Raw genomic sequence first — 16,772 nt, 5'->3', positions numbered from 1 at the left:
TGCGCAGGCGGCGGTTGCCGAAGTGGTCGATGTCGTCGGTCTCGACGACGACCTCACCGTTGGCGCCCGGCATCGACTCCTCGCCGGCGTGCAGCCGGACGATGTACTCGATCGTGGCGACGATGTCGGCCTCGGTCAGCGTGCTCTGGTTGATCTCGGCGTCGACCCCGAGCTTCTTGTTGATCTTGTAGCGGCCGACCTTGGCCAGGTCGTAGCGCTTGGGGTTGAAGTAGAGGTTCTCCAGCAGGGTCTGCGCCGACTCCTTGGTCGGCGGCTCGCCCGGCCGCAGCTTGCGGTAGATGTCCAGCAGCGCGTCATCCTGACCCGCCGTGTGGTCCTTCTCCAGGGTCGCGCGCATCGACTCGTACTGGCCGAAACGCTCGATGATCTGATCACTGGTCCAGCCCAATGCCTTGAGCAGCACGGACACGGCCTGCTTGCGCTTGCGGTCGATGCGCACACCGACGCTGTCGCGCTTGTCGATCTCGAACTCGAGCCAGGCGCCCCTGGAGGGGATGACCTTGCAGCCGAAGAGGTCCTTGTCGGAGGTCTTGTCGACGCTGCGGTCGAAGTAGACGCCCGGGGACCGGACGAGCTGGGAGACCACGACACGCTCGGTGCCGTTGATGATGAAGGTGCCCTTGGGCGTCATGAGCGGGAAGTCGCCCATGAAGACCGTCTGGCTCTTGATCTCACCGGTCTGGTTATTGATGAACTCCGCCGTGACGAACATCGGGGCGGAGTAGGTCATGTCCTTGTCTTTGCACTCGTCGATCGAGTGCTTGGGCGGCTCGAACCGGTGGTCGCGGAACGACAGGGACATGGTTCCGGAGAAGTCCTCGATGGGACTGATCTCCTCGAAGATCTCTTCGAGACCTGACTGGGTCGGAACGTCCTTGCGCCCGGCCTGGCGAGCCGCCTCGACCCGGCCCTTCCACTTCTCGTTGCCGAGCAGCCAGTCGAACGACTCGGTCTGCAGGGCAAGAAGGTTAGGAACTTCGAGAGGCTCCTGGATGCGTGAAAAAGAGACGCGACGGGGACCGGCGGGTATGGCCGAGGCGTTGCGCGAGGCTGCCAACAGATGTCCTTCCGGAGAGCACGGATGGAATCGGACTGCGCGCATGCCAAACGCCCCGGCAGAATCCGGGACGCTAGAAGACAGCGCGAGGTGGCAGCATAACGCAAATTATAAATGTCTGTCCAAACACTATAAATAGTGTCAACCTCTTAGTCTGGCATCAGGATGCCATAGCCCGGTGAACTCGTCAACTCTTACCGTCGCTGAAACAAGGTCTGCTGCAGCCGGGCGTGTGGGCACTCACATTTTCACCGCCGGGGAGCCAGGCGAGCAGGTCGTCCGGGTTCACCATGGTGCCACCGTGTAGTCCTTGAGGAATACGCCGTAAAGGGGGTGCCCCGCTTCACCTCGCACGATCGGGTCGTAGACGCGGGCGGCACCGTCGATCACGTCGAGGGGGGTGCGCCTGTCGAGCATGTCGCGGATGGGCACGGGCTGCTCGTCGGTGATCCAGCCGGTGTCGACGCTGCACATGTAGACGCCTTGAGGGGCGAGGTCCTCGGCACTCGTGCGGGTGAGCATGTTGAGGGCGGCCTTGGCCATGTTGGTGTGGGGATGTCGGCCGGTTTTGTTGGCGACGGTGAACTGCCCTTCGACGGCGGACACGTTGATGACGTAGCGCCGGGAGGCGGGAGCGTTGAGAAGGAGAGGCAGAAGGCGGTCGATCAGCAGGAACGGCGCGACCGCGTTGATCAGGTGGGTTTCGAGGAGTTCCCCCGGATCGACCCCGCCGATCCGGGCCGACCACGAGTTCGTCGGGGATAAGTCCGGCAAGAGCCCGGACACATCCGGAAGCCCGTATCCGGTGGTCAGCTCCGGTCGTCGCCGCTCGCCCTCGATCAGCGCGGCGTAGACGGAGTCGGGGCGGCGGATGGTCTGCGCCGCGTTGTTGACCAGGATGTCCAGCGGCTCGCCCTCGGAGAGCAGCCGCTCGGTCAGCGCGAGGACCTCTCGGGGGTCCCGCAGGTCGATGCCGATGATCCGCAGGCGGTCGCCCCAGTCGCCGGAGGCGGCGAAACGGCGGGCGGCGTCCTTGGGGAAGCGGGTGGTGATCGTGACTCGGGCTCCGTCGTCGAGCATCTTGCGAGCCAGGTGGTGACCGATCTTGACCCGGCCCCCGGTAATGAGGGCGGAGCGTCCCGTCAGGTCGGTCCGTGCCGTACGGCGTGCGGCGTTGTCGGCGGCGCACGCCGGACAGAGCCGGTGATACAGACCGCCGACACGGTTGTAGCGCTGCTTGCAGATGTAGCAGAGGCGGGTCCCGCGCAGTGTGGTGAAGCCCGCGTCGGGGATCTCATCGATCGGGGCGTCGACCGGTCGGTCGGGAGAGCCCATGGCTGTGCCGGCGAGCACCTTTCCGTCGGCGCGGGCTCTGCTCTCCTTCCGCTCCCGCTTGCGTCGGCGTTGGCCGTCGCGGACCAGTGAGAGAGCGGCGTGTTCGAGGTGGTGGCGATCGGGGTGGTCGAGGGGCAGGTCACGGGCTTCCCCGAGATGACGCAGCACGGATGCGACGTCCACAACGCTCCTTCCACCCCTGCGACCGCCGAGGAGTGAACCCGGCTGGATTCGAACCAGCGTCCCTCCCCACGCTATGGAGATGCGCCGACCACTGCGCTACGGGCTCACAGGCGAGCTTAGTGCACTCTCATCACAGAAGCGATCAGAGTTCAACATAGTCCCACAAAGGCCCTAAATCCCCAGGTGTGTCTGGTACGAGCGCATAACATGCGCCGCAAGCGCTCCGGACATTTAACGACGTTCGACATGTCAGAGGGTGAAAACGTTCCCGCCGAATATTGTTCGGCATGGTTCGCACCACCAGAAAACTGCCCAGTAACCTCCGCGGCATGAGACCTCAGAGACTCGGCTCAATACGTGGAGCCGGATCAATTCTTGTGCTCGCCGCAGCGGTCCTATGGGGCACCGTCGGCCCTGTCCAGGTATGGGCTGACACGGGGGACGACCCGGTCGCACTGGGTTCGGCCCGCATTCTCATCGGGGGACTGGCGCTGGCGCTGTTAGCGGTCGTGAGCCGGGCGCGGCTGCGGCCACTGCTCACTCCGAAGGTCTGGCCATGGCTGCTGCTCGCGGCCGTGGCCACCGGGATCTACCAAGCGGGATTCATGTTCTCGGTGGAGCGCACGGGAGCCGCTCTGGCGACGGCAGTGGCACTCGGCGTCGCCCCGGCCGCCACCGGGCTGTTCGCCCGGCTGGTCGACCGGGACTCTCTGGGGCTTCCCTGGCTGCTCGGCACCCTCGCCGCGGTGGCCGGCTGCGTGCTGCTGCTGGCTCCCGGCACCAGCCGCGTGGACGCGGCGGGGATCAGCTTCGGCATCGTGTCGGGGATCTGCTACGGCATCTACACCGTGGCCGCCAAGCGGCTCACGACGCACCAGGTCAGCATGCCCGCGGCCGTCGCCGTGACGCTGATCGTGGGCGGGCTGATCTTCAGCCCGGTGCTGGTGGGCAACTTCGGAGACCTGGTCGACCCCGGCAGTGTGGCGCTGCTGCTGTGGCTCGGGCTGATCGCCACGGCCGCCGCCTACATGCTGTTCGTGGTCGGGCTCGACCGCGTGTCCGCGAGTACGGCGGGCACGCTCAGCCTGGCCGAGCCGCTGGTGGCGGCGGTGCTGGGACTCCTGGTGCTGGGCGAGGCGCTGACCGTGGTCTCCGGACTCGGTATGGCCCTTCTCCTGTCGGGGCTCGTCATCGTGAGTGTCGTGCGGACCAAGCCGGCGCCCGCACCGGACGAGCCGCTGCGGATGCCGAGGTCCGCCCCTGCCCGGCCCCACTGAAGACGACACAGGGCTCCTCGCAGCCGTGCCCCGCACGCCTGCCGAGGAGCCTGCACACCCGCCTCCCCGGGAATGTCCCCGAAGGGGCCGGGGTCAGCGCAGCAGAGGAAGCTTGCCCACCAGCTTGTCGACCTTGTTGCGCGGCCCGATGATGCTGACGGCGTAGTAGACGACCTCGTCGGCGGGGGTCTCCGCGAGCGTGCCGAGGTATTCGTCGTAGACGCGCGAGGTCTGCGCCGGCAGCGGCATGTCGACCACGAGCAGGCCGTCCTTCTCGGCGGCCTTGGACCGCAGCTTGTGGATCGTCTCAGCGTCGGAGGCGAGGATCGAGCAGCCCGCCCAGGGCAGCCCCACATGGACGGAACCTGAGGCGTCCTTGCCTTCGGGCCCCAGCACGCCGGGGATCGCGTGGCCCACGGCGGCGGCCATGCAGACGGCCGCGTTCACGACCAGCCCGGTGGAGAGGCTCTCGTCGACGACGATGACCCACTTGAGCTTGGCCTGCCGGGTGGGGAGGTCGGTGCGGATCTCCTCGGGCGACAGGGTCGGCAGGCCGGATGATGCGCTGGGATGCATCGGGGTTTGTTCCTTACTAATATTGGTGAGCTAAACCACGGGAAACCGGTCGCTCACATCGGACAGAGGGTGAACTTTCACCGGCTGAACTCTCAGCCGATTGTCTCTCGCAACGCGCCGCTCACGTCTATGCTCGGGGCAGATGAAAACCCGACTTTTCCCGACACACCCGACCAGAGCGGCACTTGTTTCATCAAGCGCCGGGCGGTCTGCTCGGCTGCGGAACTGTTGAACTTGACACCGCGCAAGATTAAGGTTCCGTACGAGCTATCGCCACACTCTCCGAACTTCATGCGCCTCGGAAGGGAATCTGTGAAACTTGATGCGCTCGATCGTGAACTTCTGCGTGAATTGCAAAACAATGCACGGCAGACGAATCGCGACCTCGCGGCGGCCACCGGCGTGTCCCCGTCCACCTCGCTGGAGCGCGTCCGGATTCTGAGGGAGCGCGGAGTCATCCGCGGCTACCGCGCCGAGCTCGACCTGAGGGCGATCGGCCGCCCCGTCCAGGCGCTCATCGCGGTGCGCATCCGCCCGCCGTCCCGGCCCGTCATCGAGGGGTTCCGGGAGTGGGCGGCGCGCATGCCGGAGACCGTCGGCCTGTTCGTCACCTCCGGCCCCAACGACTTCCTCATCCACATCGCCGTCCCCGACACCGACGGCCTGTATGCCTTCGTCATCGACCGCCTCACCGAGCGGCGCGAGGTGGCCGACGTGCAGACGTCGGTGGTCTACGAGCACGTGCAGTCCAGATATCTCGACCCCGCGCCGGGCGCGCACGCCGCGCCCGGCACACGGTCGCGCTGACGACCTTCTCAGGCTAGTCCCCGTCGAACATCTTCACGGCCTCCTCGATGAGCGCCTCGGCGATCCGGTCCTCGGGGACGGTCCGCACCACCTGGCCCCGGACGAAGATCTGGCCCTTGCCGTTCCCCGAGGAGACGCCGATGTCGGCCTCCCTCGCCTCTCCGGGGCCGTTCACCACGCACCCCATGACGGCGACGCGGATCGGATGCGGGAACCCGTCGAAGGCCGCCTGCACCTGCGCGGTCAACCGGTAGACGTCCACCTGGGCGCGCCCGCAGGACGGGCACGACACGATCTCCAGGCCGCGTTCGCGGAGGGCGAGCGACTCCAGGATGCCGATGCCGACCTTGACCTCTTCGACGGGCGGAGCGGACAGCGACACCCGGATGGTGTCCCCGATGCCCTCCGCCAGCAGCACGCCGAAGGCGACGGCCGACTTGATCACGCCCTGCGGGGGCGGGCCCGCCTCGGTGACGCCGAGGTGCAGCGGATAGTCGCAGCGTTCGGCGAGCCGCCGGTAGGCGTCGATCATGACGACGGGGTCGTGATGCTTCACGGAGATCTTGATGTCGGTGAAGCCGTGCTCCTCGAACAGCGAGCACTCCCACAGGGCCGACTCGGCGAGCGCCTCGGGCGTGGCTTTGCCGTACTTCGCGAGCAGGCGCGGGTCGAGCGAGCCCGCGTTCACGCCGATCCTGATCGGCACCCCGGCGGCGGAGGCGGCCTTGGCGATCTCCCCGACGCGGTCGTCGAACTTCTTGATGTTGCCCGGGTTGACGCGTACGGCGGCGCACCCGGCGTCGATCGCGGCGAGCACGTACTTCGGCTGGAAGTGAATGTCGGCGATCACGGGGATGGCCGATTTGCGCGCGATGGCCGGGAGGGCTTCGGCGTCGTCCTGCGACGGTACGGCCACGCGGACGATCTGGCAGCCCGCCGCGGTGAGCTCGGCGATCTGCTGCAGGGTGGCGTCCACGTTCGACGTCACGGTGGTGGTCATGGACTGCACCGACACGGGGGCGTCCCCGCCGACGGGTACGGCGCCCACCATGACCTGGCGCGTCCTGCGGCGGGCCGCCCCCGGCGCGGAGCGCGGCCGCGTCGGCATGCCCAGGTTGATCGTGGTCATCGTTCGCTCCCTCGCCGGACGTGGTCTGAGCCGTCGCCGAGCGGCAGGCCCGCCTCCCGCCACCACCAGTGGAGCGGCTCGGGGAGCGGTGTGGTCCCGCTCGTGACGCAGGGGCGGTCCACCACGATCAGTTCCCGATCCGGCGGCCACCCGTAGCGGTTGGTTCGCGTGCAGAAGGTGAGATGGCCGGCCACGGTGGCGTTCATGAAGTCGACCCATCCGGCCGACCGGCCGCCTTCGGCGCGGCACATCTCGGCCAGCCGGAGGAACACCTCCATGATGCGGTCGTGCAGCCGTACGGTCTCGATGACCGCCTCGCGTGTGCCGGCGCCCAGTTCGGCGGCGGTGATCTCCACGAGGTTGGAGCTGCCCGTTCCGGCGCGCTGCTCCTTGGCGTAGGAGGCCCACTCGTTGTAGATGATCACCAGGGCCCATCCGGCCTGGATCAGCGCACGGGTGTACGGCGCCCGCCCGGGAGGTTCGTCGAGTCCCAGGCCGCTCCCGGCGCCGCCGACCACGGTCAGGACCTCGGCGCCGAAGTTGTCGAAGCGGCCGGTGAAGAACTCGGCGAGCGAGGGCGCCCTCCTGTCCAGGGCGACCTCCCAGCGCAGCCCGCCGATCCACGTGCGCCAGCCGCCCGCGAACGCCTTGAGCACGATCGAGGAGTAGTGCCGCTGGAGGTCGCGGACGAAGTCGGCCGTCGCCAAGGTGACCGGCGCCGTGATCGCGGGGTGGGTGCCGGGGCGGGACGCCGTGTCGATGAGGCAGTCGGCGAGGCGCTCGAACAGCTCCCACGCCTGCCGCGGCTTCGGTTCGCCGCGGCTCAGCGGCTCGCAGTAGACGTCGTCGAAGTAGAAGCCGAGCACGAACAGGCGGGCGAGGAGGCGTTGGCCGAGCGCGTCGGCCAGGGGGAAGTTGTCGACGGCGAAGTAGGCGCCGGCTTCGGCGTACGCCTCGCGCTGGTCGCCTTCCTCCCCCAGGTCGAACCTCTCCATCCAGGCGAGCACGTCGGGGTAGGGCGTAGGGTCGACGGCCACGACCGGGGGAAGGGGGCAGTACAGGCCCTCGATTCTGATGTCGCTGGCGTGGACGAGCCGCATGCCGACCGCTCGCGGTCTCAGGGTTACCGTCAAAGGACTGACTCCTATGTTGCTGGTCGCACTGGTGGTCAGCGGGTGCAGGCGGTGCCGTTGAGGAGTTTCATGACGTTCGCCGCGATGCCGGCTCCGTCCATCCCGTGGGCGTGGAGGATTTCGTCGCGGGTGGCGTGCGGGAGGAACTGCGGCGGGAGCGCCAGGGTGGCGGCCCGGGCCGGGGCGCCGGTCTCGGCCAGCGCCTGGGCGAGCCGTGCTCCCAGCGCGCCGGTCGCGGTCGTGTCCTCCACCGTGAGGGCGAGGTCGTGTCCGGCGGCGAGGGCCACCAGGTCCGCGTGGAGGGGCGCGGTCCAGCGAGGGTCGACCACGGTGGACGGCACGCCGTGGGCGGCGAGGTCGTCCGCGGCGGCGAGGGCCGCGGCGGCGAGCGACCCGACGGCCACGAGCAGCACCCGGGCCCCGGGGTCCTCGCGGATCACGTCCACGGTGCCGTTCCTGCGCACGGTGGGGATGTCGGGCCCGGCCACCGCCTTGGGGTAGCGGATCACGCTCGGGCCGTCCTGGTGGTCGACCGCCTCGCGCAGGAGTTCCCGCAGCCGCCGCGGGTCGCGCGGCGCGGCGAGTCGCAGGCCGGGGACGACGGGGAGGAGGGAAGCGTCCCAGACGCCGTGGTGGCTCGGGCCGTCCGCGCCCGTCACGCCGGCGCGGTCGAGTACGAAGGTCACCGGCAGGCGGTGCAGGGCGACGTCCATCAGCACCTGGTCGAAGGCGCGGTTGAGGAACGTCGAGTAGATCGCGACGACGGGGTGCAGTCCGCCGAGGGCCAGCCCGGCGGCGGAGGTCACGGCGTGCTGTTCGGCGATGCCGACGTCGAAGACCCGGCTGGGGAAGCGCTGGATGAACGGGCCGAGGCCGGTCGGGAGCGGCATCGCGGCGGTGATCGCCACGATGTCGGGCCGTTCCGCGCCGAGGGTGGCGAGTTCGTCGCCGAAGACCGACGTCCAGGATCTTTTGCCACCGCTGACCGGTACCCCGGTGACCGGGTCGATGACGCCGACGGCATGCATCTGCTCGGCGACGTCGCCTTCGGCTGGGCCGTACCCTTTGCCCTTGGCGGTGATGGTGTGCACCACCACGGGGCGCCGCAGGTCTGCCGCCTGCCGGAGCGCCTCTTCGAGCGCGGGCGTGTCGTGTCCGTCGACGGGTCCGATGTAGGCGAAGCCCAGCAGGTCGAAGAGGTTGGCCGCATTGGGCGATCCGCTCCGCAGGGCGCCGAGGTGGTCAGCGAGGGCTCCGACCGTGGGGGCGTAGGAACGGCCGTTGTCGTTCAGCACGACGATCACGGGCCGCTTCCGGGCCGAGCCGATGTTGTTGAGCGCCTCCCAGCACATGCCGCCGGTCAGCGCTCCATCGCCGACCAGGGCGACGATCCTCCGGTCACGCCGGCCCGACAGCTCGAACGCCTTGGCCAGACCGTCGGCGTAGGACAGCGCGGTCGAGGCGTGGGAGTTCTCGATCACGTCGTGCGCGGATTCGGCCTGGGAGGGATACCCCGAGAGGCCCTCCGCGGTGCGCAGGCCGCCGAACCGGTCCCAGCGCCCGGTGAGGATCTTGTGGACGTACGCCTGGTGCCCGGTGTCGAACAGCAGGACGTCGCGGGGCGAGTCGAACACCCGGTGCAGGGCCATGGTCACCTCGACCACGCCCAGGTTGGGGCCGAGGTGTCCGCCGCTCGCACTGACGGTGTCGATGAGGAACCCGCGGATCTCGTCGGCCAGGGCGGGCATGTCCGCCGCGGGGAGCGCGCGCAGATCGTCCGGCCCCGCGATACCGCTGAGCAGCCGCATTCCGGGCGCGGCGGCCAGGTGCGGGCTCACGACGACCTCACGCTGGAGGGGAGCGTGAAGTGCACCGTCTCACGGGTCAGCTCGTGTTCGCGCACGATGAGCGGGCCCAGGCCGCCCAGCGCGGCCACGACGCCGTCGACCTTGTCGGGTGGGGCGGACGCCCCGGCGGTCAGCCCGACCGTTGTCACTCCCGCGAGCCACTCGGTGCGGATGGCGGTGGCGTCCTCGATCAGATGGGCGGGGGTCCCCTCCCTGCGGGAGATCTCGACCAGCCGCAGGGAGTTCGAGGAGTTGGGCGAACCGACCACCAGCACCAGGTCGGATTGCTGAGTCACCATGCGCAGCGCGTTCTGCCGGTTGGTGGTGGCGTAGCAGATGTCCTCCGAACCGGGCTCGCGCAGCTCCGGGAACCTCGACTTCAGCGCCGTGATGATGTCGGTGGTCTCGTCGACGGCCAGCGTCGTCTGGGTCAGGAAGGACACCTTGGCGGGGTCCTCCACCTGGAGCTTGTCAACGTCGCTGACGTCCTCCACCAGCACCATGTGGTCGGGCGCCTCTCCGAGCGTGCCTTCGACCTCCTCGTGTCCGGCGTGTCCGATGAAGACGACGGTGTCGCCTCGGGCGGCGAAGCGGCGTGCCTCGTTGTGCACCTTGGTCACCAGCGGGCAGGTGGCGTCGATGACCTCCAACCGGCGCCGCTCGGCCTCGGTGTGCACCGCGGGCGAGACACCGTGCGCGGAGAACACCACGGTCGCGCCTTCGGGCACCTCGTCCAGTTCGTCGACGAAGACCGCGCCGCGGGCGCCGAGGTCAGCGACGACGTGGGTGTTGTGCACGATCTGCTTGCGCACGTACACCGGACCGTCGTGCCGTTCGAGCGCGCGTTCCACGGTCTCGATCGCGCGGTCGACCCCTGCGCAGAAGGAGCGCGGCGAGGCGAGCAGGACGGTGCGTGGGGCGGCGGTGGTCACGGCGAGCAGGTCGGTCAGCGCGGCGCGGGCCAGTGCCGTACCGCTGCGGTCGGCGGGATCGGTGCGTACGCCGAGGCCGACGTGGCCGGGGGCACCGGGGAACGCGGCGACGAACACCCCGTCGGCCGCGGTCGCCGCGGTGGCGGGTCCGGCGACGGGGGCTGTGCCGTACTCCACGCGCAGGCCGGCGCGGAGCAGTTCTCCCGCGAGCAGTGGAGCGGCGGGGCAGGGGACGGCGGAGCCGTCCGGCAGGCGGAGGTCCTCAATGACGACGGCGCGGCCCGAGGCCGCCCGGTCGCGCTGCGGATGTCCTTGTTCGAGAGGGGCAGGCATGGTCAAGCACGTCCTCTACGGAAAGGGAGGTGGAATCAGTGATCGCGGCGAGTGATCAGCCGGGCGATGTTGAGCAGTTCGGCGGCGGCACCGGGCACGAGCGTGTCCGCCTGGAGCTCGACCAGGGCGCTTTCCATCCGGTCGTCGGCCTGCGTCTGCGCCCAGGCCCGCCCTCCGGCCAGCTCCACCAGGTCGGCCGCGCGGACGAGCTCGGCGTCCGTCAGCGGGGTGTCCCGGTGGTAGAGCTCGGCCAGCTCGTCGCCGGCGGGGGTGCCCGAGGCCAGCGCCGCCACGACCGGCAGCGACTTCTTGCGCTGGGCCAGGTCGGCGCGGACGGGTTTGCCGGTGACCGACGGCTCCCCCCAGATGCCGAGCAGGTCGTCGACCATCTGGAAGGCCAGCCCGAGCTGCTCGCCGAAGGCCCGCATGCGTTCGACCTGGGAGGGTACGGCACCGCCGGCCAGCGCGCCGAGCGCGCACGCGCCGCCGAGCAGCGCGGCCGTCTTGCACCTCACCATCTCCAGGCACTCGTCGACCGGGACGGCGTCCGTACGCGCTTCGAACGCCACGTCGGCGCACTGGCCGCCCGCGAGGTCGAGCAGCGCGGAGCTGAGGAGCGGGGTGCCGTGGGCGGCGAGCGCCGTCCCGCCGCAGGCCAGGACGTCGAAGGCGAGGGCATGCAGGACATCGCCGACGAGGATCGCCTGGGCGCTCCCGAACACCTTCCACGCGGTCGGCCGGTGGCGTCGCGCCTCGTCGGCGTCGATGAGGTCGTCGTGCAGGAGTGAGTAGTTGTGCGCCAGTTCCACGGCGACCGCCGCCGGGGCCGCGGCGCGTTCATGTCCTCCGACGGCCCGGGCCGACAGCAGGGTCAGTGCGGGCCGGATGGCCTTGCCTCCCGCACGCGTGGGTGTTCCGTCCTCGTCATGCCAGCCGAAGTGGTAGCCGGCGATCCGCCGGGCCGGCGGGGGGAGGCGGTCGACCGCCTGGCGCAGCAGCGGTTCCACCACCTCTCGGCTCCAGGCCAGCACCTCGAACGCCGGGCGGGCATCGGTCAATGTCTGACTGCTTGCCACGTGTGGACTGCTCCCGTCTGGCTGTGGTTTCACTGGGAATCGACCGAACAGCGGCGACAGGAAACACATGGCTGCGATGGTTTCCCGGTGTCTCCAGATGTCTCCCGGTGTCTCCCCCGTTGTCCCGGCGATGAGTGACCGGCATACGGAAACCGCGCTGTCCCCGTCTTTATGCGAATGCCAAATAAACGGCCTCTGATATCCCGTGTGCGTTCATCGGTTCGTTGTTGCCCCGCTCACCCCCGGTCATCGGGCCCTTTCGCGGAGCGACGTGACGGGTGAATCGCATGTGGAGGCCGATCCCCGGTGCGCCTCACCGGTGGGGGTCCCGCGGTTCACCTCGGCCTCTTCGCCGAAGGCGCCCGCTTATGACCATGCACGACAGTCTGACATTTTGCGACGACCTAGTCACATAATTACGAATGGCACTGCACTAGTCAAGCGGCATCTGACAACTCTGAACTGTCCGGTGGCCGGTCAATGCGGCCATGCCTTCCCCCGGACTCGCGTTGGGCTCGCCATGGATTCGCCGTGGAGGGCAGCCGACGAAGGCGCTGGAAAGGAGGTTCACCGGGCTCACCGGACCGGGGGCAGACTCCTGAACCACACCTCGCCGATGACGGTGGCCAGCTCGCGGATCCGCTCCGGCCTCGGGCTGACGGCCGGGATGCCGATGTGGATATACGCCATCTGCTCGGTGAGGGATCCGAGCGCCTCCGCGAGCAGGGCGAAGTCGGTGTGGCCGATCTGCCCCTGCGCGTGCAGGCGGCGCAGCCACCGGTGGGTACGTTCCACGAACGCCCCCCGCAACCGCAGCCACAGCACTCCGAACCCCTCGTTGTTGCTGGCGGCCGCGGCCTCCCGCATCACGCGCAGCAGATGCCTGTTGCGGGCGTATGCCTGCAGGTAGCGCACATGCTGGTTGATCAGGGTCTGCTGCTCGTCGGGCCCCGGAACCGTATCCGCCGTCGCGCCGACCAACTCCTCCAGCGCGGGGCGCAGCGCGGCGAGGAAGACCTCGTCCAGGCTGGAGAAATGCCGATAGAAATTGCCCTGGGCGGTGCCGGCGCGATAGACGATGTCCGAGATCCGCGTGCGGGTGTATCCATAGTCGCTGAAGCACAGGGCCGCGGCCCGCACGAGCCTTTCGCGGGTCTCCCGGCCTCTGCGGTTGGGGCGTTTGGCATCGGGGGCGGGCAGCAGGTCGGCGATGAGCTGCCACCCCGTCGGGTGGTCACCCTGCTGGAACGTTTCAGACTCATGGGGTTGAACGTCGTATTCCGACGCCGATGTGCTCATAGGGCTTGCCGGTTTCGCTGACTCGTGACGTGTCATTCACTTTACTGCAATCTTCAGTGCCGACGCACTCGCCGGTCCCGTCCAGATCAAGGCGTGGAGACCTCCGCCCGCAGAACCCGGCCCTCGGTCCCGTCCACCGTGACCCTCCTCCCGGCCAGGCGCGCCCCAACACCCTCCCCGCACCCCACGACACACGGCAGCCCGAGCTCCCGGCACACCACCGCGGCGTGCGACGTGCTCCCGCCGTGCTCGGTCACCACGGCCGCCGCGACGAACATCGCCGGCACGTCGTCGGGCGAGGTCGTGGGCCTCACCAGGACCACCGAGGCCCCCTCCTCGGCCAGGCGCAGAGCCTCGTCGATGCCGGTCACAGCGACGCCGGAGCCGCGCCCCGGCCCCGCCGGGATGCCCCTGGCCAACTCGGCGCCCCTCCCGCCGGGAGACACCTGCTCGGGGACCGCCATAGCGATGTCGACGCCCGACAGCCGGTCGCGTGCGACCGACTCGGAGATCATGCCCTCGGCCACCATGTCGCGAGCGATCCGCAGCGCCGCCTCGGCCGACCGCTTGCCCACCCTCACCTGCAAGATGTGCAGCCGCCCCGACTCGATGGTGAACTCGACGTCCACCATGTCCCGGCGGTCCGCCTCAAGGAGCGCGGCGATCTCGACAAGCCGGCGGTGGTTGCCGGCCTGCGCCTCGGCCAGTGTGTCGAGCCCGTACGGCGTGCGCTCCCCCGCGACCACGTCGTGCCCCTGCGCCCCGGGCAGCCACTCCCCGAACACCCCCGGCGCCCCCGTGACCGGGTCCCGGCTGAACAGCACGCCCGTCCCCGAACGCCCGTCCCGGTTGCCGAACACCATGGCCTGCACCGTGACTGAGGTGCCCGCCATGGCGGACAGGCCGTGGCGGTCGCGGTAGGCCATGGCCCGCGCCGAGAACCAGGAGCCGAACACCGCGCCGACGGCCCCGCGAAGCTGGGCGCGCGGATCGTCGGGGACGGGCGCGCCGACGGTGGCCGTGTAGTCGCGGTGGAACCGGCGGAAGGTGTCCTCCGCCCACAGCGGGTCGCCCGACTCGGCGGCCAGCACGTCGCGCAGGTTCGCGGTCAGACCGAGGTTGAGCACGGTGTCCATCATTCCCGGCATGCTCACGGCCGCTCCGGAGCGGACCGCGAGGAGCAGAGGCGCCGCGGGCCCGCCGTACGCCCTCCCGGTCGCGCCTTCGAGCCGCGCCAGGTGGGCCAGCACGTCCCGCCACACCGGTTCGGGCAGCGCCGGGCCGCCCGCGTGGAACGCCTGGCAGACCGCCACCGGGACCACGAACGCGGGCGGCACCGGCAGGCCGAGCGCCATCATCCGGTTGAGCCCGAGCGCCTTGCCCCCCACCTGGTCGCGGCTCAGCTCCCGGCTGCCGTCCACGGCCAGCACCACGTCCTGAACGCCCATGTCACCCGTCCCTCCACCGCGACGTCGCCATGACGCCGTCGGCGGTCACCGTTTCCCTGGCCGCGCGAGCGGCGAGCAGCCCGCCTTCGACGGGGATGTCGACCCCGTTCACCCACGACGCGTCCGGGCCCAGCAGGAACGCCACCACCGCCGCCACCTCGTCGGTGTCGCCGTGCCGTCCGACGATCTCGGCGGCGTGGTCGATCCGCCGGGATCCCATCGTGGAGCGGAAATCCTCAAGGATGGGCGTCTCGACGGGACCGGGGCTGACGCTGGTGACCCGCACGCCCGACCCCACCCACCGGCCGGCCAGGGCCCGCGTCCACCGCACGACGGCCGCCTTGGACGTGTCGTACGCCTGAGGGCCCGTCAGCGGATGCCTCGCCAGCCAGTCCGCGAGCCCCGCGCGGTCGGCCACCGCCAGGAGCGCGTCCACGGCGGGTTCGCCGAGCACGTTGCGGTGCGCGGCGACCGAGGCCACGTTGACGATCGAGGCGCCGGCGCCCATGCGGGGCCTGAGCGCCTCGGTGACCAGCCTCGCGCCGAGAACGTTCACGGCCAGCACCAGCTCGGCGGGCGCGGTGCCCGGCACCCCGGCGACGTTGGCCAGCGCGTGCACCGGGCCGGTGAGCGCGGACAGCGCCCGGCCGAGCGCGGCGGCGTCGGCGAGGTCCGCGATCAGGGTCTCGACCGCCCGCTCCGGACACGCGGCCCGGTCCACGGCGACGACGTTCTCACCGGCCGCGAGCAGCCGCCTCGTCAATGCCAGGCCGATCCCCGAGGAGGCGCCGGTGACGACGACACGCCGGCCGCCCATCAGCGCAGCACCGCCGTCACGGCCGTCAGCTCGGCGATGCCGGCGCGGCCGAGCTCCCGCCCGAACCCCGACAGCCCGAACCCTCCGAACGGTACGGCGGGACGCTCCCTCGTCCGCACGCCGTTGACCTTGACCTGCCCGACCCGCAGCGCGCGGCCGAACGCCGCGGCGCGTTCGGTGTCGGCGGACCACACCTCCGCCGACAGGCCGTAGTCGGTGTCGCCGGCCACCTTGAGCGCCTCGGCCTCATCGGTGTAGGTCTGCACGACCACGACCGGGCCGAAGACCTCCTCACGCAGCACCTTCGCCTCCTCCGGTACGTCAGTGAACACCCGGGGTGCCACGAAGAACCCGCACCGCGGTACGTCGATGTCCTCGTGCTCGACCGGGCGCGCCCCGCACGCCAGCGCGTCCGCGATGAACGCGCGGACGCGCGCCCGCTGCCGCCCCGACACCAGCGGCCCGAAGTTCACGTCGCGCCGCCGCGGGTCGCCCGGCGCCACCTGAGCGAGCGCGGCGGCGAGCAGCTCCTCGATCTCGCCCGCGCGGGCGGCCGGCACGACCAGCCGGGTCGTAGCGTTGCACGCCTGCCCCGAGTTCACCAGGGCGCTGCGCAGCACGGCCGGTACGGCGTGAGCCAGGTCGGCGTCGGGCAGCAGAACCGCGGGCGACTTCCCGCCCAGCTCCAGCGTGACCGACGCCAGGCGCGCGCCCGCCGCCGAGGCGACCGCTTTCCCCGCGGCGACGCCGCCGGTGAACGACACATGCGCCACCTCCGGACGGTTCACCAGGCACGCCCCCGTCGCCGCGCCGCCCTGGACGAGGTTGAGTGCGCCGGGAGGAAGCCCGGCGTCCCCGAACAGGCCGACGAGCACCACCGCGTCGAACGGGGTGAGCTCGCTCGGTTTGAGCACCACCGTGTTCCCCGCGGCGAGCGCCGCGCCGACCTTGGCCACGATCTGGTACACGGGCATGTTCCACGGGGTGATCGCGGCGACCACACCCAGCGGGACGTGCCGCAGTTCGGCCCCGTCGGCGTCCTCCACCCAGCCGAACCGCCGGGTGGCCTCGGCGAACGAGGCCAGGACGCGGGCGGGCAGCTCCCCCTGGGTGGCCTCGGCGAGGGTGACCGGCATGCCCATCTCCCGTGTGACCAGGCGGGCCAGGCTCGGGCCGCGGTCCAGGAGGAGGGCGGCGGCCCGTTCCAGCACCCGGGCACGTTCGGAGGCGGGGGTGGCGGCCCAGGCCGGGGCCGCGCGGCGCGCGGCGTGTACGGCGTGGCCGACGAGCTCGGGGCCGGCGTCGGCCACGTCGCCGACGGTCTGCCCGGTATAGGGGTCCACCACGGCGGTCACAGCGGCGGTCAGGGCGCCCGCCGGTTCGATCCGCTCCCCGTCGATCAGGCACGGCGCCCGGCCCAGCCACCCGTCACCGGCGATCGTCCCGCCTGTCCCGGACCCGGGCGGCGACCTGGTCAGCTCAGGCGTGGTCGGCTCAGGCAT

The 16,772-nt window shown here is 70.4% G+C and carries 13 protein-coding genes, 1 tRNA gene and 1 pseudogene; 2 read left to right on the top strand and 13 right to left on the bottom strand.

Going from position 1 to position 16,772, the window contains the following annotated elements; all coding sequences use genetic code 11:
• The 3 genes and pseudogenes from BLQ73_RS16360 to BLQ73_RS16350 all read right to left on the bottom strand — a co-directional run.
• Window positions 1–1,078, bottom strand: a pseudogene (locus BLQ73_RS16360) (DNA-directed RNA polymerase subunit beta); the annotation flags it as partial.
• Between the two features lie 285 nt (window positions 1,079–1,363).
• Window positions 1,364–2,596, bottom strand: a complete 1,233-nt coding sequence (locus tag BLQ73_RS16355) for an SDR family NAD(P)-dependent oxidoreductase (RefSeq protein WP_218125885.1) — start codon at window positions 2,594–2,596, stop codon at window positions 1,364–1,366.
• Between the two features lie 33 nt (window positions 2,597–2,629).
• Window positions 2,630–2,702 (bottom strand) — tRNA-Ala (locus BLQ73_RS16350).
• Between the two features lie 223 nt (window positions 2,703–2,925).
• Here BLQ73_RS16350 and BLQ73_RS16345 point away from each other — a divergent pair.
• Window positions 2,926–3,873 (top strand): DMT family transporter, encoded by a 948-nt coding sequence (locus tag BLQ73_RS16345; RefSeq protein ID WP_093171327.1) that lies wholly within the window; start codon window positions 2,926–2,928, stop codon window positions 3,871–3,873.
• 93 nt (window positions 3,874–3,966) lie between these two features.
• Here BLQ73_RS16345 and BLQ73_RS16340 read toward each other — a convergent pair whose 3' ends face one another.
• Window positions 3,967–4,449 carry a DUF2000 domain-containing protein gene (locus tag BLQ73_RS16340; protein ID WP_093171310.1) on the bottom strand — a complete coding sequence of 161 codons (483 nt, stop codon included), beginning with the start codon at window positions 4,447–4,449 and terminating at the stop codon, window positions 3,967–3,969.
• Window positions 4,450–4,740: 291 nt separating this feature from the next.
• On the opposite strand from BLQ73_RS16340, the gene BLQ73_RS16335 reads away from it, so the two are divergent.
• Window positions 4,741–5,256, top strand: coding sequence for an Lrp/AsnC family transcriptional regulator (locus tag BLQ73_RS16335; RefSeq protein WP_176955493.1), 516 nt, complete (start codon window positions 4,741–4,743; stop codon window positions 5,254–5,256).
• Between the two features lie 13 nt (window positions 5,257–5,269).
• Here BLQ73_RS16335 and ispG read toward each other — a convergent pair whose 3' ends face one another.
• The 9 genes from ispG to BLQ73_RS16290 all read right to left on the bottom strand — a co-directional run bounded on the left by ispG (window position 5,270) and on the right by BLQ73_RS16290 (window position 16,772).
• On the bottom strand, window positions 5,270–6,385 hold the full coding sequence (ispG, locus tag BLQ73_RS16330) for a flavodoxin-dependent (E)-4-hydroxy-3-methylbut-2-enyl-diphosphate synthase (RefSeq protein ID WP_093171308.1): 1,116 nt from the start codon (window positions 6,383–6,385) through the stop codon (window positions 5,270–5,272).
• Entirely contained in the window at window positions 6,382–7,518 is a 1,137-nt protein-coding gene (locus BLQ73_RS16325; RefSeq protein WP_143020292.1) for a terpene synthase family protein, read from the bottom strand. Before BLQ73_RS16325 ends, ispG begins: the two co-directional genes overlap by 4 nt.
• Window positions 7,519–7,553: 35 nt before the next feature.
• Window positions 7,554–9,326 carry a 1-deoxy-D-xylulose-5-phosphate synthase gene (locus BLQ73_RS16320; protein WP_093171326.1) on the bottom strand — a complete coding sequence of 591 codons (1,773 nt, stop codon included), beginning with the start codon at window positions 9,324–9,326 and terminating at the stop codon, window positions 7,554–7,556.
• 26 nt (window positions 9,327–9,352) lie between these two features.
• Window positions 9,353–10,630 carry a 4-hydroxy-3-methylbut-2-enyl diphosphate reductase gene (locus BLQ73_RS16315; RefSeq protein ID WP_093171306.1) on the bottom strand — a complete coding sequence of 426 codons (1,278 nt, stop codon included), beginning with the start codon at window positions 10,628–10,630 and terminating at the stop codon, window positions 9,353–9,355.
• 35 nt (window positions 10,631–10,665) lie between these two features.
• Window positions 10,666–11,688, bottom strand: a complete 1,023-nt coding sequence (locus tag BLQ73_RS16310; protein ID WP_245691121.1) for a family 2 encapsulin nanocompartment cargo protein polyprenyl transferase — start codon at window positions 11,686–11,688, stop codon at window positions 10,666–10,668.
• A gap of 594 nt (window positions 11,689–12,282) precedes the next feature.
• Window positions 12,283–13,005: a TetR/AcrR family transcriptional regulator gene (locus BLQ73_RS16305; RefSeq protein ID WP_093171304.1), complete on the bottom strand. Its 723-nt coding sequence runs from the start codon at window positions 13,003–13,005 to the stop codon at window positions 12,283–12,285.
• 86 nt (window positions 13,006–13,091) lie between these two features.
• The gene (locus tag BLQ73_RS16300) at window positions 13,092–14,453 is read right to left on the bottom strand and encodes a pyruvate, phosphate dikinase (RefSeq protein WP_093171303.1); all 1,362 of its coding nucleotides are present in this window, start codon (window positions 14,451–14,453) and stop codon (window positions 13,092–13,094) included.
• 1 nt (window position 14,454) lies between these two features.
• Window positions 14,455–15,270 carry an SDR family oxidoreductase gene (locus BLQ73_RS16295; protein WP_093171302.1) on the bottom strand — a complete coding sequence of 272 codons (816 nt, stop codon included), beginning with the start codon at window positions 15,268–15,270 and terminating at the stop codon, window positions 14,455–14,457.
• The gene (locus BLQ73_RS16290) at window positions 15,270–16,772 is read right to left on the bottom strand and encodes an aldehyde dehydrogenase family protein (RefSeq protein ID WP_093171301.1); all 1,503 of its coding nucleotides are present in this window, start codon (window positions 16,770–16,772) and stop codon (window positions 15,270–15,272) included. Before BLQ73_RS16290 ends, BLQ73_RS16295 begins: the two co-directional genes overlap by 1 nt.

Source organism: Sinosporangium album, from assembly GCF_900100605.1.
GTDB classification, from domain to species: domain Bacteria; phylum Actinomycetota; class Actinomycetes; order Streptosporangiales; family Streptosporangiaceae; genus Sinosporangium; species Sinosporangium album.
Note: the sequence above shows the minus strand (reverse complement) of the source record. Positions and strands in the feature narration are given on the sequence as shown.

Bases quoted from the DNA above. Each gene is read 5' to 3' on its own strand.
- BLQ73_RS16305 (WP_093171304.1), bottom strand. From the start codon at position 13,005: ATGAGCACATCGGCGTCGGAATACGACGTTCAACCCCATGAGTCTGAA.
- ispG (WP_093171308.1), bottom strand. From the start codon at position 6,385: ATGACCACGATCAACCTGGGCATGCCGACGCGGCCGCGCTCCGCGCCG.
- BLQ73_RS16315 (WP_093171306.1), bottom strand. From the start codon at position 10,630: ATGCCTGCCCCTCTCGAACAAGGACATCCGCAGCGCGACCGGGCGGCC.
- BLQ73_RS16340 (WP_093171310.1), bottom strand. From the start codon at position 4,449: ATGCATCCCAGCGCATCATCCGGCCTGCCGACCCTGTCGCCCGAGGAG.
- BLQ73_RS16300 (WP_093171303.1), bottom strand. From the start codon at position 14,453: ATGGGCGTTCAGGACGTGGTGCTGGCCGTGGACGGCAGCCGGGAGCTG.
- BLQ73_RS16290 (WP_093171301.1), bottom strand. From the start codon at position 16,772: ATGCCTGAGCCGACCACGCCTGAGCTGACCAGGTCGCCGCCCGGGTCC.
- BLQ73_RS16345 (WP_093171327.1), top strand. From the start codon at position 2,926: ATGAGACCTCAGAGACTCGGCTCAATACGTGGAGCCGGATCAATTCTT.
- BLQ73_RS16320 (WP_093171326.1), bottom strand. From the start codon at position 9,326: ATGCGGCTGCTCAGCGGTATCGCGGGGCCGGACGATCTGCGCGCGCTC.
- BLQ73_RS16295 (WP_093171302.1), bottom strand. From the start codon at position 15,270: ATGGGCGGCCGGCGTGTCGTCGTCACCGGCGCCTCCTCGGGGATCGGC.
- BLQ73_RS16335 (WP_176955493.1), top strand. From the start codon at position 4,741: ATGCGCCTCGGAAGGGAATCTGTGAAACTTGATGCGCTCGATCGTGAA.